Annotated in this window: 17 protein-coding genes and 1 pseudogene; 9 read left to right on the top strand and 9 right to left on the bottom strand. The window is 66.4% G+C overall.

Translation table 11 applies throughout. The features are described 5' to 3' along the window. Positions 1–3 precede the first annotated feature (3 nt). Positions 4–1170, bottom strand: a complete 1167-nt coding sequence (locus ACAW63_RS15225; RefSeq protein WP_371226467.1) for a PLP-dependent aminotransferase family protein — start codon at positions 1168–1170, stop codon at positions 4–6. A gap of 82 nt (positions 1171–1252) precedes the next feature. Between ACAW63_RS15225 and ACAW63_RS15220 the strand changes: the two genes are divergently transcribed. Continuing rightward, positions 1253–1696, top strand: a complete 444-nt coding sequence (locus ACAW63_RS15220) for a MarR family winged helix-turn-helix transcriptional regulator (protein WP_371226464.1) — start codon at positions 1253–1255, stop codon at positions 1694–1696. On the opposite strand, the gene ACAW63_RS15215 is transcribed toward ACAW63_RS15220, so the two are convergent. Next, on the bottom strand, positions 1693–2334 hold the full coding sequence (locus ACAW63_RS15215; protein ID WP_371226462.1) for a hypothetical protein: 642 nt from the start codon (positions 2332–2334) through the stop codon (positions 1693–1695). The two genes, ACAW63_RS15220 and ACAW63_RS15215, sit on opposite strands and share 4 nt — an antisense overlap. 157 nt (positions 2335–2491) lie before the next feature. Between ACAW63_RS15215 and ACAW63_RS15210 the strand changes: the two genes are divergently transcribed. Genes ACAW63_RS15210 through ACAW63_RS15200 form a run of 3 tightly spaced genes read left to right on the top strand, consistent with a single transcriptional unit; the run spans position 2492 to position 5522 of the window. Beyond that, on the top strand, positions 2492–3094 hold the full coding sequence (locus ACAW63_RS15210) for a LysE family translocator (RefSeq protein ID WP_371226460.1): 603 nt from the start codon (positions 2492–2494) through the stop codon (positions 3092–3094). Positions 3095–3106: 12 nt separating this feature from the next. Continuing rightward, entirely contained in the window at positions 3107–4306 is a 1200-nt protein-coding gene (locus tag ACAW63_RS15205; RefSeq protein WP_371226458.1) for a benzoate/H(+) symporter BenE family transporter, read from the top strand. A gap of 52 nt (positions 4307–4358) precedes the next feature. Next, positions 4359–5522, top strand: coding sequence for an AAA family ATPase (locus tag ACAW63_RS15200; RefSeq protein WP_371226456.1), 1164 nt, complete (start codon positions 4359–4361; stop codon positions 5520–5522). A 97-nt stretch (positions 5523–5619) separates the two neighbouring features. On the opposite strand, the gene ACAW63_RS15195 is transcribed toward ACAW63_RS15200, so the two are convergent. Continuing rightward, positions 5620–6510, bottom strand: coding sequence for a bile acid:sodium symporter family protein (locus ACAW63_RS15195; protein ID WP_371226454.1), 891 nt, complete (start codon positions 6508–6510; stop codon positions 5620–5622). A gap of 427 nt (positions 6511–6937) precedes the next feature. Continuing rightward, positions 6938–7699, bottom strand: coding sequence for an SDR family oxidoreductase (locus ACAW63_RS15190; RefSeq protein WP_275607773.1), 762 nt, complete (start codon positions 7697–7699; stop codon positions 6938–6940). A gap of 226 nt (positions 7700–7925) precedes the next feature. Between ACAW63_RS15190 and ACAW63_RS15185 the strand changes: the two genes are divergently transcribed. Next, entirely contained in the window at positions 7926–8930 is a 1005-nt protein-coding gene (locus ACAW63_RS15185) for an NADP-dependent oxidoreductase (protein WP_371226452.1), read from the top strand. Positions 8931–9227: 297 nt separating this feature from the next. Further along, on the top strand, positions 9228–10979 hold the full coding sequence (locus tag ACAW63_RS15180) for a SulP family inorganic anion transporter (RefSeq protein WP_371226450.1): 1752 nt from the start codon (positions 9228–9230) through the stop codon (positions 10977–10979). Here the strand turns inward: ACAW63_RS15180 and ACAW63_RS15175 are convergent. Continuing rightward, the gene (locus ACAW63_RS15175; protein WP_371234684.1) at positions 10947–11651 is read right to left on the bottom strand and encodes a methyl-accepting chemotaxis protein; all 705 of its coding nucleotides are present in this window, start codon (positions 11649–11651) and stop codon (positions 10947–10949) included. The genes ACAW63_RS15180 and ACAW63_RS15175 overlap by 33 nt on opposite strands. Before the next feature lie 201 nt (positions 11652–11852). Further along, a pseudogene (locus ACAW63_RS15170) lies at positions 11853–11903 on the bottom strand (hypothetical protein); the annotation flags it as partial. A 1272-nt stretch (positions 11904–13175) separates the two neighbouring features. On the opposite strand from ACAW63_RS15170, the gene ACAW63_RS15165 reads away from it, so the two are divergent. Next, positions 13176–13550 (top strand): hypothetical protein, encoded by a 375-nt coding sequence (locus tag ACAW63_RS15165; protein ID WP_371226448.1) that lies wholly within the window; start codon positions 13176–13178, stop codon positions 13548–13550. Between the two features lie 4 nt (positions 13551–13554). On the opposite strand, the gene ACAW63_RS15160 is transcribed toward ACAW63_RS15165, so the two are convergent. After that, positions 13555–14163: a flavin reductase family protein gene (locus ACAW63_RS15160; RefSeq protein WP_371226446.1), complete on the bottom strand. Its 609-nt coding sequence runs from the start codon at positions 14161–14163 to the stop codon at positions 13555–13557. Between the two features lie 86 nt (positions 14164–14249). Then, a complete protein-coding gene (locus ACAW63_RS15155; RefSeq protein WP_371226444.1) occupies positions 14250–14528 on the bottom strand; it encodes a hypothetical protein in 279 nt (92 codons plus the stop codon). A gap of 101 nt (positions 14529–14629) precedes the next feature. Here ACAW63_RS15155 and ACAW63_RS15150 point away from each other — a divergent pair, with 101 nt between their 5' ends. Then, the gene (locus ACAW63_RS15150) at positions 14630–14977 is read left to right on the top strand and encodes a GFA family protein (protein ID WP_371226442.1); all 348 of its coding nucleotides are present in this window, start codon (positions 14630–14632) and stop codon (positions 14975–14977) included. Between the two features lie 612 nt (positions 14978–15589). Here ACAW63_RS15150 and ACAW63_RS15145 read toward each other — a convergent pair. Continuing rightward, entirely contained in the window at positions 15590–16609 is a 1020-nt protein-coding gene (locus tag ACAW63_RS15145) for a zinc-dependent alcohol dehydrogenase family protein (protein ID WP_371226440.1), read from the bottom strand. 314 nt (positions 16610–16923) lie between these two features. Between ACAW63_RS15145 and ACAW63_RS15140 the strand changes: the two genes are divergently transcribed. Next, positions 16924–17838, top strand: a complete 915-nt coding sequence (locus ACAW63_RS15140) for a LysR family transcriptional regulator (RefSeq protein ID WP_275607782.1) — start codon at positions 16924–16926, stop codon at positions 17836–17838. Positions 17839–18010: the final 172 nt, after the last annotated feature.

The following is an 18010-nucleotide window of genomic DNA, read 5'->3' as shown; positions in this document are numbered from 1 at the left end:
TCCTCAGCTGGATTGGGCGGCTTGCGCGTCGCGGATCACGGCAGCCAGGCGGCGCAGGCCCTCGCCGGCGCGCTCCGGCGCCACGTGGCTGAAGTTCAGCCGCAGGTAGCCGGGGTTGGCATCGGGTTGGGTGAAGAAGGGTTCGCCGGGCATGAAGGCTACGTTCTGCGCCAGGGCCGCGTCCAGCAGCGTACGGGTGTCCAGCGGCTGCTTGAGCTTCAGCCAGAAGAACAGGCCGCCCTGCGGCAGGTTCCACTCGGCCAGCTCGGCGAAATGCTCCTCCAGCTGCGCCTGCATGGCGTCGCGGCGGATGCGGTAGAAGTCGCGCAGCTCGGCCAGGTGGCCACGGTAGGCCTCGGTACCGAACCACTGCAGCGCCTGCCATTGGCCGACACGGTTGGTGTGCAGGTCGGCGGACTGCTTCAGGCGCAGCAGGTGCGGGAACAGGTCCGGGGTGGCGATCAGGAAACCGACGCGCAAGCCCGGCAGCAGCGTCTTGGAGACGGTGCCGGTGTAGATCCAGCTGGCCTTCTTCAGGCGGCTGACCAGCGGGGTGGCGGCACCATCGTCGAACACCAGCTCGCGGTAGGGTTCGTCTTCGATCAGGGTCACGCCGAACTCGTCGAGCAGGGCGGCGACCTCATCGCGGCGCTGCTCGCTGTAGCGCACGCCGGACGGATTCTGGAAGGTCGGGATCAGGTAGGCGAAGGATGGCTTACTGGTCTCCAGGCGCTGGCCCAGGGCCACGACGTCCGGACCTTCGGCGCCCAGCGGCACGGTCAGGCAGTTGGCGCCGAACAGCTGGAAGGCCTGCAGCGCGGCCAGGTAGGTCGGCGCTTCGAGCAACACTTCGGTGCCCGGATCGATGAACAGCTTGCTCGCCAGGTCCAGGGTCTGCTGCGAGCCGCTGACGATCAGCACCTGGCTCGCCTCGCAGGGCACGCCCAGGCGCCGGGCTTCGGTGGCGATGGCTTCGCGCAGCGCAGGCTCGCCCTCGCTCATGCCGTATTGCCCCATGCTCACCGGCATCTCGGCCCACTGGACCTTCGGCAGCATCGGCTCGGCGGGCAGGCCACCGGCGAAGGACATCACCTCCGGACGCTGCGCCGCGGCCAGGATTTCACGGATCAAGGAGCTTTTCAGACGGGCAATGCGTTCGGAGAAGGCCATGGGGGTCACCGCTAGCGTGAGCACGGAAGAATGAGTCAAACTGCTTGACCGAAGCTACGACGCCCACGACGGATACGTCAATATGCCTGACCTAATAAAAAATGCACTTCAACTCCAGGCCATCGAAGCCTTCTTCTACAGCTACCGGGCCTTCACCGCGAAGCCGGACGAAATGCTCGGCCGCCGCGGGCTCAGCCGCGTCCACCATCGCATCCTGTTCTTCATCGCGCGCAATCCGGGCCTGAGCGTCAGCCAGTTGCTGGCCGCCCTCGGCGTGACCAAGCAGGCCCTGAACACCCCGCTGCGCCAACTCTTGGAAATGCACCTGATCCGCAGCGAAGCGGCCGACAGCGACAAGCGCAAGCGCCTGCTGGAGCTGACGCCGGAGGGCAGCAAGCTGGAGAAAGCCCTGCGTCGCGAGCAGGACCGGCTGTTGCAGCGCGCCTTCAGCGAGGCCGGCGAGGATGCGGTCAGGGGCTGGATGGCGGTGAACCAGGCCATCGCCCATCCGCAGGAGCGGGACTAACCCGTCGCGCTCTCCAGCTCCCGCGCACCGCGCAGGAACATCAGCGCCAGGGGAATGGTGCCGGCCATCGCCAGCAGGGTACCGGGCACGAACAGGATGACCGTCGCCAGGCACCCGCCGACCAGCACGTCGAACCAGCCCATTACCTTCACCGCGGGATAAGGCAGCGCGATCTTCAGCACGCGAATGCCATACCAGAGCTGGGCGATGCCACTGGGCAGGAACATCAGCAGGAACGCCAGCGTCGCCGCGCTGTGCACCTCGTTGAACTCGACATCGAACACCAGGCTGTGGAGCTGCATCAACACCGCCATCGCAATCGAGATTGCCATCGGCCAGCGCAGGCCTCGGGCGCTGAAGCGATCCTCGAGGAAGCGGGTGCAGCGCCAGGTCAGGAAGCAGCCGAGCAACACGCTGAGCACGCTCAACCACACTTCCAGCTGCCCAATGGCAGCCGCGCCCGGCAGGCGATTGACGATCGACATCCCCAGCAGGGCCAGCTCGGTCAGCAGCATGGCCAGGCTCAACCCCGCGAGCAGCCGCAATCCGCCGGCGCTCCAGCGCCCATGCAGGAAAGGCTCCGGCGCCCGCGCATCCACCAGTTCCACCTTCGGGGCGGCGTAAGGGTTCTGGTCCATGGACCGTTGGCTCCAGGCTGACGATGCAGGTGCAACATACTTCGCCCGGGCTCTGCGTGCCACCGCGACTGTACGGCCCACTCGGCCACTGGCTGTTACGGGACAGCTGCGCGCTGGCGGGATTAGTCTGGCCCTACAACAAGACCGGTACCCCGCCATGCCCATCGAACTCCTCGGCGCCTTCGTGCTGTTCGCCTTCGTCACCTCAATCACCCCCGGCCCCAACAACATGATGTTGCTGGCCTCGGGCGTGAACTTCGGCATTCGCCGGACCATCCCGCACATGCTCGGCATCAGCATCGGCTTCCTGCTGCTGGTGGTGGCCGTCGGTACCGGCCTGCACCAGCTGTTCGAACGCTTCCCGGCGAGCTACCAGGCGCTGCGCTATGCCGGCGGCGCCTACCTGCTCTACCTCGCGTGGAAGATCGCCCGCGCCGGCGCTCCCGAGGCCGCAGGCGAGAACAGTGCAAGGCCGATGAGCTTCCTCCAGGCCGCCGCCTTCCAGTGGGTCAACCCCAAAGCCTGGGTCATGGCGGTGGGCGCCATCGCCACCTACCTGCCGCCCGACGCCTTCATCAGCAACGTGATCCTCCTGGCCACCCTGTTCGCCGTGGTCAACCTGCCCAGCGTGGGCGTCTGGACTATCCTCGGTAGCCTGTTGCGGCGCTGGCTGGAGGACCCCGTGCGCCTGCGCCTGTTCAACCTGGGCATGGCCACCCTGCTGGTCGCCTCGCTCTACCCGCTGCTCACCAGCGCCTGATGGAATCCGTGCATGACTGAAACCACCCCCGCCTCCGCTCCCCTGCGTCCGCTGGCCGACTCCTCACCCGCCGCCGTGGTGGCCGGCTTCGTCGCCATGCTCACCGGCTACACCAGCTCGCTGGTGCTGATGTTCCAGGCCGGCCAGGCGGCGGGCCTCTCCACCGCGCAGATTTCCTCGTGGATCTGGGCGCTGTCCATCGGCATGGCGCTGACCACCATCGGCCTGACCCTGCGCTACCGCACCCCCATCGTCATCGCCTGGTCCACTCCCGGCGCGGCGCTGCTGATCAGCAGCCTGCCCGGCGTGCCCTATGGCGAGGCCATCGGCGCCTTCATCGTCTGCGCCGGGCTGATCACCCTGTGCGGCGTCACCGGCAGCTTCGACCGCCTGATGCGCCAGGTGCCCGGCTCGCTGGCCGCCGCCCTGCTGGCTGGCGTGCTGTTCCGCATCTGCGTGGAAATCCTCCACGCCGCCGAGCAGCAAACCTTGCTGGTGGTGGCGATGTTCCTCAGCTACCTCATCGCCAAGCGCCTGTCGCCGCGCTACGCGGTGTTCGCCGCGCTGCTGGTGGGCATCGCCCTGGCCGGCATCCTCGGCCTGCTCGACTTCAGCCACTTCCGGCTGGAAATCGCCAAGCCGGTGTGGACCACCCCGAGCTTCTCCCTGGCCGCCACCATCAGCATCGGCATCCCGCTGTTCATCGTCGCCATGGCCTCGCAGAACATGCCGGGCCTCGCCGTACTGCGCGCGGACGGCTACCAGGTGCCCGCCTCGCCGCTGATCTCCACCACCGGCATCGCCTCGCTGCTGCTGGCGCCCTTCGGCTCCCACGGCATCAACCTGGCGGCGATCAGCGCGGCCATCTGCACCGGTCCGGAAGCCCACGAGAACCCGCACAAGCGCTACACCGCGGCGCTCTGGTGCGGGCTGTTCTACGGCATCGCCGGCATCTTCGGCGCCACCCTGGCGGCACTCTTCGTCGCGCTGCCCAAGGCGCTGGTGCTGTCCATCGCGGCGCTGGCCCTGCTCGGCTCGATCACCAACGGCCTGACCAACGCCATGGCCGAAGCCCGCCAGCGCGAAGCGGCAATGGTCACCTTCCTGGTCACCGCCTCGGGCTTCACCCTGTTCTCCGTGGGCTCGGCCTTCTGGGGGTTGGTCGCGGGCCTGCTGACACAGCTGGTGCTGAACTGGCGCCGCGCGCCGTAAGGGAACACCCCTTCTGCTAGCATCGGGCGATTGCCTGAACCGGATCGCCCGCATGCTGCACACCCTGGCCGTCGCCAACTACCGCTCGATCAACTCGCTGGTGCTGCCGCTGGGCCGGCTGAACCTGATCACCGGCGCCAATGGCAGCGGCAAGTCCAACCTCTATCGCGCCCTCCGCCTGCTCGCCGAGACCGCCCAGGGTGGCGTGGTCAATGCGCTGGCCCGCGAGGGCGGACTGGAATCCACCTTCTGGGCCGGGCCGGAAACCCATTCGCGGCGCATGCGCACGGGCGAGGTGGAAGTCCAGGGCGGCCCGCGCAACGACGTGAAGCGCCTGCGCCTGGGCTTTGCCGGCGAGGACTTCGGTTACGCTATCGCCCTCGGCCTGCCGCCACCGCCGGTGGTCAGCGCCTTCGGCCTGGACCCGGAGATCAAGCACGAAAGCATCTGGGCCGGCCCCTGGTATCGCCCCGCGTCACAATTGGTGGAACGCAACGGCCCGATGCTGCGCGCCCGCAAGGGCCGTAGCTGGCAGGTGCTGGAGCAGCACATCGCGACCTTCGACAGCCTGTTCACCCAGATCGGCAGCGGCTCCGACTGCCCCGAAGCGCTGCTGCTGCGCGACCAGATTCGCGGCTGGCGCTTCTACGACCACTTCCGCACCGACGCCGACGCCCCCGCGCGCCAGCCGCAACTGGGCACGCGCACGCCGGTGCTGCACCACGACGGCCGCGACCTCGCCGCCGCGCTGCAGACCATTCGTGAAATCGGCGACGCCCGCGCCCTGGAAACCGCCATCGCCGACGCTTTCCCCGGCGCCGAGCTACAGATCGACTGCCAACCGGGCGGGCGCTTCGCCGTCGCCTTGAAGCAATACGGCCTGCTGCGGCCACTGAGCGCAGCGGAACTGTCGGACGGCACCCTGCGCTACCTGCTGCTGGTCGCCGCCCTGCTCACCCCGCGCCCGCCGTCGCTGATGGTGCTCAACGAACCGGAAACCAGCCTGCACCCGGACCTGCTGCCGGCCCTGGGGCGGCTGATCATCGCGGCGTCGAAGCACACCCAGGTCTGGGTGGTGTCCCACGCCAGCCGGCTGATCGCCACGCTGGAGGAACACCCGGACTGCAATTGCCTGCACCTGGACAAGCAACTGGGCCAGACGCACATTCGCGACCAGGGCATGTTCGACGCGCCGGCGTGGCATTGGGCGGATTGAGCGAATCGCTTAACCCGGAAACGCGCAGCCCCGCTGGGGCGAGCCCGCTCGTGAAGCGCCCGGCACCGGAGCCACCGGGAAGCGCAACGCCGGCGGCTCAGGCAGCTACCTGATCCGCCGCGGCCCTGGTCACGCCCCGGCTCACCCACCAGCCGAAGATGGCGGCAGTGAAGAACATCAGGACACCGTAGATCGCCGCCGGGATCGCCATGGTCTTGTTGTTCAGCAACATGGGACTGAGCGCCAGGGCGATGGCGAGGGTGCCGTTGTGGATGCCGATCTCCATGCCAATGGCCACCGCCTGCGGCTTGGGCAATTTGAGCAGGCGCGGCACCCAGTAGCCGACGGCGAGGCTGAGCAGGTTGAAGCACAGCGCCGCCGCGCCGACGACCGGGGCATAGGCGACGAAGGTCGGCCAGTCCTTGGCCACCGCCAGGACGATGATCACCAGCAGCAACAGCGCGGAGAGGATCTTCACCGGCTTCTGCAACGCGGCCGCCAGTCTCGGCAACTGGCGGCGGATGAGCATGCCGATGGCCACCGGCCCCAGGACGATGATGAACACCTGCACCACCTTGCCGAACTGCAGCGGGATGGTCTGGCCGTCGTTCATGAAGTAGAGCAGCGACAGGTTGACGATCAGCGGCATGGTGAGGATGGCGATCACCGAGTTCACCGCGGCCAGCGTGATGTTCAGCGCCACGTCACCATGGGCCAGGTGGCTGTAGAGGTTGGCGGTAGTGCCGCCGGGCGCCGAGGCGAGCAGCATCATGCCCACCGCCAGCGCCGCCTCCAGGGCGAAGCCGAGGGTGATCAGGAAACAGGCCAGCGGCAGCAGGATGATCTGGCAGACCAGCCCGATGATGACCGGTTTGGGATAGCGCACGACGCGGACGAAATCGGCGATCGTCAGGGACAGACCGAGGCCGAGCATGATGATGCCCAGGGAAATGGGCAAGAAGAGGGTCAGCAAGGGGCTGTCGGTCATTGTCGTTATTCTCCAGCTGAAGTCGGCCGATTCCTTCGACCGTTACTGCGTTTGTAGCCGGCCTTGAGGGCGATAACCATTTCTTCCTGTAACAGAATGCGGAGATTTGTGACGAACGGAGCGGAATCGTGTGGGTGATGTTGTAGGAGCGAGCTTGCTCGCGAACGAAATCCCCAGGCCGCTCCGGCGCTGGGCGGGTTCGCGAGCAAGCCCGCTCCTACGGGTGTCTCATGGCAGTAGTGGCGCGGGGGGTTTATCCCCTCACCCCAACCCTCTCCCCGAGGAGAGGGGGTCGTCCGAAGTGACGGCAAACCTGAATGCCGGATGGAAGCTCCAGACTTTCCGAGCCTGCCGAACGGTCCCCTCTCCCACTGGGAGAGGGTTAGGGTGAGGGCAGCCCGAGCGCCATACTACCCAGCCCGGAACTTCAGATCGCCGTCGCCCCGCCATCCACCGGCAGCGCGATACCGGTGGTGAAGCCGGCATTGTCGCTGCACAGGTACAGCACGGCAGCGGCAATCTCCTCGACACGGCCGACACGTCCCACCGGGTGCATGGCGGCGGCGAACTCGGCCTTCTTCGGATCGGCCTCGTAGGCGCGGCGGAACATGTCGGTATCGATCACCGCCGGGCACACGGCGTTGATCCGCACCTTCTTCTTCGCGTATTCGATGGCGGCGGACTTGGTCAGGCCGATCACCGCATGCTTGGAGGCAGCGTAGATGCTCATCTTCGGCGCGGCGCCCAGGCCGGCCACCGAGGCGGTGTTGACGATGGCGCCGCCACCCTGGGCGAGCATCACCGGAATCTGGTGCTTCATGCACAGCCAGACACCCTTCACGTTGACCCCCATGATGGCGTCGAACTCGCTTTCCTCGCCCTCGGCCAGCCGGCCCTTCTCGATCTCGATACCGGCATTGTTGAAGGCGTAGTCCAGGCGACCGTATGCGGCTACTGTACCTTCCACCAGCGCCTTGACCTCGGCATCGCGGGTCACGTCGCAACGGATGAAGGTGGCGTCGCCGCCCGCCGCGCGGATCAGCTCGACGGTGGCCTCGCCGCCCTTGGCGTCGACGTCGGAAACCACGACCTTCACGCCCTGCTGGGCAAAGGCCTGGGCGGTGGCGCGGCCGATGCCGTTGCCGGCGCCGGTGACCAGGGCGACCTGGCCGGAAAGCAGCTGACTCATGAGCGAACCTCGAAGCGGTGTGGGAATAACCGTCGCAGTCTAGCCAGCCACCCGAGTAGGCGAAGCACTATCAGGCGGCGCATGGGCGATGCATCCATATCGATGATGATGCCTTCGATGCCAGATCACTCAGACCGATAAGTGATCATTCCTCCGGCGGACGGAGCTTGCCGCCACCGGCTGCGAGGACTATCACCTATGGCTTTCCCCTCATGAGTTCACTGCCATGACCGCCCAGATCAATCGCCAGTTCCAGCTCGCCCAGCGCCCGGTCGGCGCCGCCACCCGCGACACCTTCGCCTACGTGGAAACCGCGGTCGGCGAGCCCGGCCCCGGCCAGATCCTGGTACAGAACCAGTACCTCTCGCTGGACCCGGCCATGCGCGGCTGGATGAACGACGCCAAGTCCTACATCGCCCCGGTGGCCATCGGCGACGTGATGCGCGCCCTGGGCGTGGGCAAGGTGATCGCCTCGCAGCACCCGGACTTCAAGGTCGGCGACGAAGTGAACGGCGCCCTCGGCGTGCAGGACTACTTCCTCGGCGAGCCCAAGGGCTTCTACAAGGTCGACAGCCAGCGCGCACCGCTGCCGCTGTACCTCTCGGCACTGGGCATGACCGGCATGACCGCCTACTTCGGCTTCCTCGACGTGGGCCAGCCGCAGGCAGGCGATACCGTGGTGGTCTCCGGCGCCGCCGGCGCGGTGGGCAGCGTGGTCGGGCAGATTGGGAAGATCAAGGGCTGCCGGGTGGTGGGCATCGCCGGTGGCGCCGACAAGTGCCGCTACCTGGTGGAGGAACTGGGCTTCGACGGCGCCATCGACTACAAGACCGAGGACGTCAACGCCGGCCTCAAGCGCGAGTGCCCGAAGGGCGTGAACGTGTTCTTCGACAACGTTGGCGGCGACATCCTCGACGCCGTGCTGGCCCGCCTGGCACCCAAGGCGCGGGTGGTGATCTGCGGTGCCATCAGCCAGTACAACAACAAGGAAGCGGTGCGCGGCCCTGCCAACTACCTGTCGCTGCTGGTCAACCGCGCGCGCATGGAAGGCATGGTGGTGATGGACTACGCCCACCGCTTCCCGGAAGGCTTCAAGGACATGGCGACCTGGATCGCCGAGGGCAAGCTCAAATCCAGGGAGGACATCGTCGAGGGCCTGGAAACCTTCCCCGAGACCCTGGCGAAGCTGTTCAGCGGGGAGAACTTCGGCAAGCTGGTGCTGAAGGTCTGACAGTCCTGTAGGAGCGAGCTTGCTCGCGAACCTGATTGGCACCGGAGTCGCAGGAGGCCTTGGTTCGCGAGCAAGCTCGCTCCTACGAAAAGCCAATCCGGTTTCTCCTGTGGCCGCTTTCATAGGAGCGGAGCCCGCCGTACCCAGACCGCTCTTGCAGGGATATCGGCGTACAACCGCGAACGGTTGTACGCCCTACGACGCGCCCGATCCCTCTATCTCACTGATTTTCGACAAGCCCGACGCCCCCATTGCATCTAAGATTGCTCCTTGGTCGCACCCAAGGAAGACTCACCGATGCCCCTCGCCCAATGGCTGCCCGGTCTGCACAGACTGTTGCACTATCGCCGTGACTGGCTGACCCGCGATATCCAGGCCGGCCTCTCAGTCGCTGCAGTGCAGATTCCCACCGCCATCGCCTACGCGCAGATCATTGGTTTCCCCGCCCAGGTTGGGCTCTACGCCTGCATCCTGCCGATGCTGATCTACGCCCTGGTGGGCAGTTCGCGGCAATTGATGGTCGGCCCGGACGCCGCCACCGCCGCCATGGTCGCCGCCGCCATCACCCCGCTGGCGGCCGGTGACCCGCAGCGCCTGTTGCAGCTGTCGATGATCGTCGCGGTGATGGTCGGCGCGCTGTCAATCGCCGCCGGTTTCGCCCGTGCCGGCTTCGTCGCCAGTTTCCTCTCGCGGCCCACGCTGGTGGGCTATCTCAACGGCATCGGCCTGAGCCTGATCGCCGGCCAGCTCGGCAAGCTGCTGGGCTACCACAGCGAAACCAGCGGTTTCATCCGCGGCCTGGTCGCCCTGCTGCGCAACCTGGAGGCCACCCACCTGCCGACGCTGGCCCTGGGCTCGTCCACGCTGCTGCTGATGATCGTCCTGCCGCGCTTCTACCCGAAGATCCCCGGTGCCCTGGTCGGCGTGTTCTTCGCCACCCTGGCGGCGGCGCTGCTGGGGCTCGACCACTACGGCATCAAGCTGCTCGGCGAAGTGCCCCAGGGCTTGCCCACGCTGACCCTGCCGCACACCACCATCGAGGAGATGGGCAGCCTGTTCCGCGACGCCATGGGTATCACCATCATCAGTTTCTGCAGCGCCATGCTCACCGCGCGCAGCTTCGCCGCCCGCCACGGCTACAGCGTCGACGCCAACCATGAGTTCATGGCGCTGGGCATGGCCAATATCGGCGCCGGGATCTCCCAGGGCTTCGTGATCAGCGGCGCCGACTCGCGCACCGCGGTGAACGACATGCTCGGCGGCAAGAGCCAGATGGTCGGGGTCGTCGCCGCCCTGGTGATCGGCCTGATCCTGCTGCTGTTCAGCAAGCCGCTGGGCTGGGTGCCGGTGCCGGCGCTGGGCGCGGTGCTGCTGATGGCCGGCTGGGGCCTGATCGACTTCCGCGCCCTGCGCGGTTTCTGGAACCTGAGCCGGTTCGAGCTGGCCCTGTGCGTGCTGACCACGGTGGGCGTGCTCAGTGTCGGCGTACTGCCGGGCATCTTCGTCGCCATCATGCTCGCCCTGCTGCGCCTGCTCTATCTCACCTATCGCCCCCACGATGCGGTGCTGGGCTGGGTGCACGGCATCGATGGCCAGGTGGAGCTGGAGCAGTACCCCGACGCGCACACCCTGCCGGGCCTGGTGATCTACCGCTTCGATGCGCCGCTGCTGTTCTTCAACGCCGACTATTTCAAGCAGCGCCTCCTCGAAGTCGTTGCCCAGTCCACACACCCGCGCGCGGTGCTGCTCAATGCCGAGGGCATTCTCAACCTGGATATCAGTGGCCTGACGACGCTGCGCGAAGTGCAACAGACGCTCGACGCCCAGGGCGTGCACCTGTCCCTGGCACGGGTGACCGGCGAAACCCTGGCGATGCTCAAGCGCTCTGGCGCGCTGGGCGAGGTGAGGCCGCCACTGGTGTTCAGCTCGGTGCGTGCCGGGGTCAACGCCTACCGACGCTGGCACCGGCAGCGCAAGCGCGAGCAGGCCGCCACCGAGCGGGCGACAGCCACAGCGTCACAGGCGGAACTGCCCGACCAGCTTCTGTAGCTCGCGGCTGAGCTGCGCCAGTTCGACACTGGAGGAAGCGGTGGACTCCATGGCCTGAGCCGACTCGTCGGCGATTCCTCGGATGCTGGTGACGCTGCGGCTGATCTCCTCGGCCACCGCGCTCTGCTGCTCCGACGCAGCGGCGATCTGCTGGTTCATTTGGTGGATCACCGCCACCGCCGAAGCGATGGTGCCCAGCGCCGCCTCGGTCTGCACCGCATCGCCGACCGTCATTTCCACCAGCGCATGGCTGCGCTGCATACGCTGCACCGAGGTAGCGGCATCGCTCTGCAAGGAGGTGATCAGGCTTTCGATCTCGGCGGTGGATTGCTGGGTGCGCCGCGCCAGGGCCCGCACCTCATCGGCGACCACGGCGAAGCCGCGACCCTGCTCGCCCGCCCGCGCCGCCTCGATGGCGGCGTTGAGGGCCAGCAGGTTGGTCTGCTCGGCGACGCTCTTGATCACGTCGAGCACGCTGCCGATATTCTGGCTCTCGCGGCCGAGCTGTTCGATGCTCTGGGTGGCGGTACGCACCGCCTCGGCCAGTTGTTCGATGCGGCCGAGAGTCTGGCGTACCACTGCCTGCCCGCTGGCCACCTTGCCGTCGGCCTGCTCGGCGGAGCTGGCGGCCTCCTCGGCATTGCGCGCCACGTCGTGCACGGTGGCGGCCATCTGGTTCATCGCGGTGGCCACCTGGTCGGTCTCGGCCTTCTGCGTGTTCACCCCCTGTTGGGTGCGCTCGGTAACCCCGGACAGCGCCTGCGCCGACGCAGTGATCTGCCCGACGCCATCGCGCAGGCGACTGACGATACCGCGCAGGCTGTCGGCCATGCTCGCCACGGCCAGCATCAGTTGCCCCACCTCATCCTTGCGCCGCACCTCGATGGTCGCGCTCAGGTCGCCCTCGGCGATGCGGCTGGCCATGCCGATCACCTGGCGCAGCGGACGCACGATCATCCAGGTGATCAGCAGCGCTGCCAGCGCCCCCACCAGCAGCGCCAGCGCCGCCGAACCGACGATCAACCCGGCGTTGGTGCGCAGCCCGGCGAGCATGGCCGACTGCTGCGCGGCGTAGGCATCGTCCACGCGCTGCATGACCTGATCCGCGCGCTCACGCATCTGCGCGTGCACCTGCTTTTCCTGTTCCAGGGCGGCGGTGTACTCGTCGAGTTTCTCGACGAAGGCGTTGATATTGGTGACCACGTCCTTGAGCACCGTCACATAGGTCGGATCGGTGATGCTCGCCTGCAATTTGCTGGAAAGCTCCAGAGCCTCGGCGGCGGACTTGATGCGGCCATCCGTGGGCTTCTCCTCGCCACCAGCCTCCAGGCGCGAGCGGGCTTCGTTGAGCCCCTGCAACACCAGGCGGGACAACTGGCTGACCTGGCCGGCCTGCTGCAGCAGTTCCTCGCCCTTCTGCCCCTGGGACTCCTTCAGCTCATAGGCGCCATCATCGGCGAGGCTCGATTGCAGGATGTCCAGGCTGTTCGACGCGCCGCTCACCGACCAGCTCGCGGCATCCAGCGACAGGCGCCGGCTCTTGCTGGACTGCTCGAAGCGATCGAAGGCGGCCAGGTAGTCCGCGATGCCCTGCTCCACCTGCGTCATGGTCGCCGCCTGTTCGGGCAGCGCCTTGAGCCGCGCCACCCGCTCGCCCAGCTGTGCCGCGTGCTTGCGCAGGTCATCCGCGGCCGTCGGGTTGCCGTCGAGCACGAAATCCTTCTCGCGCAGGCGTATCTCCAGAACCGAGCGGTTGATCGCCGACAGGTCGTTGAGCAGCTCGAAGCGCTGGGAGATAGAACGCAGCGAGGCGACACCGATCGCCGCCACCAGCGCCGTCAACAACAGCACCAGGCCGAATCCGATGGCCAGTTTCTTCGCCGTTCCCATATCGGCCAGACGTCGTTGCACGAACGCAACCATGGCATCTCCCCCTCCCCTGCGTGCAGGCGATCCTTCGGTACGAAGGCCTCCTGTTCGTTGTCGTCATTTTTTCGAGGAACATTAGGAGCGCCGTCGGACGCTGGATAGAGCCCGGGGCGGTGATGGCATTGTGATGCTGCTGACAGATACGTGCAGGTCGTATCCAGAACACTGATAGGAGTTTTCAGACCCAACCTGCCGACAAGGCCGACAGCGCCGCCCTGAGGCCACGGGGCAAATTCCGACACCTCTGCCTTGAACCGGGGTGCGCGAATGAATGCCAGCTATCGACTGGTCCTGCAGCGTCCGCTTGCCGGATTCACCACCGAGCTGCAATTGCCAGCGCTGTACCGCGAACAGCAACGGATCGACCCCTGGCTGAAAAAACGGATGTTGCCGTCCATCGCGCGCTTCCTCTGTCCCTTCGAGTGCGACGAGGCCAAGGGCGAACGGCTCGATTGCTGGTTCGACGCCGACAGCGGCAGGCGCCTGGTGCAAGCCATCCTCGGCCTGATCCGGGAACAGGCCGAAGAGTTCGCCGACCGCCCCGCCCTGCTGCGGGAGCTGTTCGCCCTGGGCGAGCGGCTTGACGCGGCGAGGCTCAGCGACAACCGCTGGCGCCTGGGCCTTTCATTGGATTTTGCCTGACGGCTTATTTGGGGCGAATCATGTTGAAGGTGTCGCGGGTATAGCTGTACTGGGTTCCCCCCAGGCGTCCTACCAGATCCAGCTTCGCCGGGTCGACATGGCGCTCGTCGCGCATCACGTCGTCGTCCACATGCGCCAGCAGTACGCGGGCAAAGATCAGGTAGGCGCTGGGCTTGTCCGCCGGATAGGGAATGATCTCGGCCAGCTGGCACTCGAAAGCCACCGGCGCACCGACCACGCGCGGCGGCGCCACGCGCTCGCTGGGCACGGTCGCGATGCCTGCATGCTCGATCTCGCTGACGCCATGGGGCAGCCAGGCGGCGGTGGCGTTCATCGTCTCGGCCTGGGCCGCGCTGACCAGGTGGATCACCAGCTCGCCGGTCTCGCGAACATTGTGCAAGGTGTCCTTCACGCTGCCATCGCCACGCACGCTGGTGTTGACCATCAGGGTCGGCGGCTCATCGCTGATGACCTGGAAGAAACTGAACGGCGCCAGGTTGCTCTTGCCCTCTGCGGACAGCGTGGAAACCCAGGCGATCGGGCGCGGGGTGACGGTGGAGGCCAGCCAACGGTAGGCGTCGGCGGGCGCGAGGGTGCTGAAATCGAGTTGCATGCGAGGATCCCCTGACTGCCGGACGGATCGGTGCGACCGTCCGCCCGGCGATTATGCCCGCGCCAGAGGCTCCCTACACGTCAGCATTAACGTCCAGCGCGGGATTCCTTGATGTAGAAACGCGCCTTGCTGGCCTTGTCGAGGCAGCCACCGTAGGACTCGACCTGTTGCTCGGTCTTGGCGGCGGTGATCAGGGTCAGCGCCTTGGAATAGCTGACGGTTCCGGCGAAGCCCTCGGCCTTGGCCAGGTCCAGCTCCTTCCAGGCCGCGTTGAGTTCGCTGGCGCAGCTGTCGCGGTCGACCGTGGTGCCCGAGCAGCCGACCAGCAGCAGGCTGGCGGCGAGTACAGCGTAAAGTGCCTTCATGACGACCTCCTTGATTGTGCAGGCGCCTTCCAGCTTAGACGGCCCTGGCCGCTCGCGCCGGACTACACTGGCTGTTCGTCCATTCCACGGGGAACATGATCATGCTGTATCACGGAAGCTGCCACTGCGGCGGCATCGCCTTCGAGGTGGAAGGCGACATCGGTGAAGTCACCCGGTGCAACTGCTCGATCTGCAGCCGGCGCGGGTCGCTGCTGTGGTTCGTGCCCCGCGACAAGCTGCGCCTGACCACGCCGGAAAGCGCCATGAGCACCTACACCTTCAGGACCCACCGCATCCAGCACCACTTCTGCCCCACCTGCGGCTGCGCCCCCTTTGCGGACGGGGCGATGCCCGACGGCAGCCCGATCGCGGCGGTCAACGTGCGTTGCCTGCCGGATGTGGACGTGAGCGGGCTGAAGGTTCGCGAGTACGACGGCAAGAGTGTGTAGCTGGCAAGACATGAGGAGTGCCTTGCAGGCGCTTATCGCGGAGAGGTTCCGCTCCTACGAGAGCCGCCTCGGCACTAACCGGTCACTGTAGGAGCGGGCCATGCCCGCGATGCCCCTTCTTCTCGTAGGGCGAATAACGCCTAAAGCGTTATCCGCCGTCTTGTTTGGTGTGTCTGCGCCGCTTTGGTGTGCTCGGATGTCTCTTGTTTCGCCCCCTCGGGCGACCTACTTTGGCAAACGACCCAAAGGAGGCAAAGGTCTTGCCCCATCATCCGGCCCCGGCTTCGCCGGGGTTCCCTCGCTCCATCGAAGTTTCAGGGGCACGCGTCGACGGGCCATCCCTGGCCCATCGCGGCTCTCGCGGCATCCATGCCGCTCAACCCCTGAAACTCCGACTCCACTCGGCCTCCTGAAGGGGCGCTCCGGTGCGTGCGGAGATTTTTCTGGAAATCTTCAAGAGCAAAACAAACGCAGGGGGCCGAATTGGCCCTGCTCTCGTAGGAGCGGATCTTATCCGCGATCACGGGCGCAAGCCCGTCGGCCCTCAGGCCGGAACACCGGCCATAAAAAAGCCACTCCGAAGAGTGGCTTTTTCACCTCAGCGATGACGGATCACTCCGGCATCTTCATCACCACACGGCCGCCGCCCGGGCAGGTTTCCATGTAGTAGTTGGCGTCACGGTACTGGGCAAAGTCGAACACCCGGTCGATGCTCGGCTTGAGCAGCTGGTCGGCGGTCATCTGGTTGATCGCGGTCAGCGCCCGCTGCACGGCATCGTCGTTGCGGGTCAGGCCGATCTCCGGCTGGCCGGTGAAGTCCAGCACGCAGTGACGGTAGAACTGCAGGTGCTTCTTGAACGCCGCACAGGCCGGGAAGGCTGCGTCGTTGCCGCCGTTGATGCCATAGAGGATCAGCTTGCCGCGCTGCGCGGCCACGTCACCCAACAGCTTCATCTGCGGGCCGGCGCACTGGTCGAGAACGATCTCCACGCCCTCGCCCTTGGTGAAGCGCTCGACTTCCAGCACCAGGTCCTGCTCCTCGGTGTAGATGACCTTGTCCGCGCCCAGTTCCTTGAGGAAGGCACGGCTGTCCTCGTGGCTGGTGGTGGCGATCACCTGGGCGCCGAGTGCCTTGGCCAGCTGCACGGCCTGCGGAGCCAGGCAGTGGCCGGCCTCGGTGATCAGCACGCGCTGGCCCGGCTTGATCTGCGCCAGTTCCACCAGCGCGAAGTAGGAATACAGCAGGCCGGTGTAGTGCACGGCGGCTTCGACCGGGCTCAGTACCTCGGGGTAGCGCGTCAGCGAGGTGCGCGGCAGGACCACGTGGTCGCCCCAGGCCGGATAGAGGTTCGGCGAGTTGGCCGGGAAGCTGGCCACCGGCATGCCGGGTTCGAGGTCGTCGACCCCTTCGCCCACGGCCTCGACGATGCCGGAGAGTTCATAACCGATGCCCGCCGGCAGCTTGGCCTGATCCGGGGCGAGGTTCTGCCGCCAGAGCACGTCGCGCCAACTGACACCCAGCGCCTGGGTACGGATCAGCACTTCACCCGGCCCCGGTTGCGGGGTCGGCATTTCCTCGATCTTCAGGACCGAGGCGTCACCGAACTGGTGGAAACGGATCATGCGGGACATCACATACCTCGCCTTTTAATATCTCTATAGCCACGGACTCTATCCGGGCTTTGGGGGCGACACCACCGTTCACCGTTGATAATTGACATAAACAGCGATGATTCGGCACCGGCGCAAACCCTGGCCCGACGCGGCCCGGAGGCTCTGCGACGGGTGTTTTCCGGGATATGCCGGGCACATTTGCGGCTCGATCGGGACTACACGACAGGTGTACGATTCTCGATAAAAAAGTAGAAATTGATCAAGGACTTATCTGTCAGACTTGACGCAGGTCGCGTCGGGCTTCACTTTTCCCCCATCGTCAGGGAGTTCCCATGAACCGCAACGACCTCCGTAAGGTTGACCTCAACCTGTTGATCGTTTTCGAGACGCTGATGCACGAACGCAGCGTGACCCGCGCCGCCGAGAAGCTGTTCCTCGGCCAGCCGGCGATCAGCGCGGCCCTGGCACGCCTGCGCAGTCTGTTCGACGACCCGCTGTTCGTCCGCACCGGACGCAGCATGGAGCCCACCGCGCGGGCCCAGGAAATCTTCGGCCACCTCTCCCCGGCGCTGGACTCCATTTCCACCGCCCTGAGCCGCGCCGCCGACTTCGATCCGGCCACCAGCAAGGCGGTGTTCCGCATCGGCCTGTCCGATGACGTGGAATTCGGCCTGCTGCCACCGCTGCTGCGCCGCCTGCGCTCCGAAGCGCCGGGCATCACCCTGGTGGTGCGTCGCGCCAACTACCTGCTGATGCCGCAACTGCTGGCCTCCGGCGAAATCTCCGTGGGGGTGAGCTACACCGATGAGCTGCCGGCCAACGCCAAGCGCAAGACCCTGCGCCGCAGCACCTGGAAGGTCCTGCGCGCCGACTCGATCCCCGGCGCCCTGACCCTCGACGATTACTGCGCGCGCCCGCACGCGCTGGTGTCCTATGCGGGCGACCTGGACGGCTTCGTCGACCAGACCCTGGCCGAGATGGACCGCAAGCGCCAGGTGGTACTGGCGGTACCACAGTTCGTCGGCCTCGCCCAGTTGCTGGCCGGCACCGACATCATCGCCACCGTGCCCGAGTATGTAGCGCAGGCACTGACCGCCAGCGGCGGCCTGCGCGCCGACGAGCCACCCTTCCCCACCCGCCTGGCCGACCTGTCGATGGTCTGGCGCGGCGCCCAGGACAACGATCCGGCCGAACGCTGGCTGCGCTCGCGCATCACCATGTTCGTGGGCGACCCGGACAGCCTCTGACTTCCAGAACGCGTAACTCCACCTGTAGGAGCGAGCTTGCTCGCGAACCCGCATCGCATGGCGCGTCCGGTGAAAAGAGCTTCGCGAGCAAGCTCGCTCCTACGAAGAGCCCCCCTCCGGGCAAATCCCGTGCCCGCTTCTTCTATCTATTCGTGCGCATAGTGCAAAGGCA

The organism is Pseudomonas sp. QE6 (genome assembly GCF_041379005.1).
In the GTDB taxonomy this organism is placed as follows: domain Bacteria; phylum Pseudomonadota; class Gammaproteobacteria; order Pseudomonadales; family Pseudomonadaceae; genus Pseudomonas.
The sequence above is the reverse complement of the archived record's forward strand: the minus strand, read 5'-3'. Positions and strand labels throughout refer to the sequence as shown.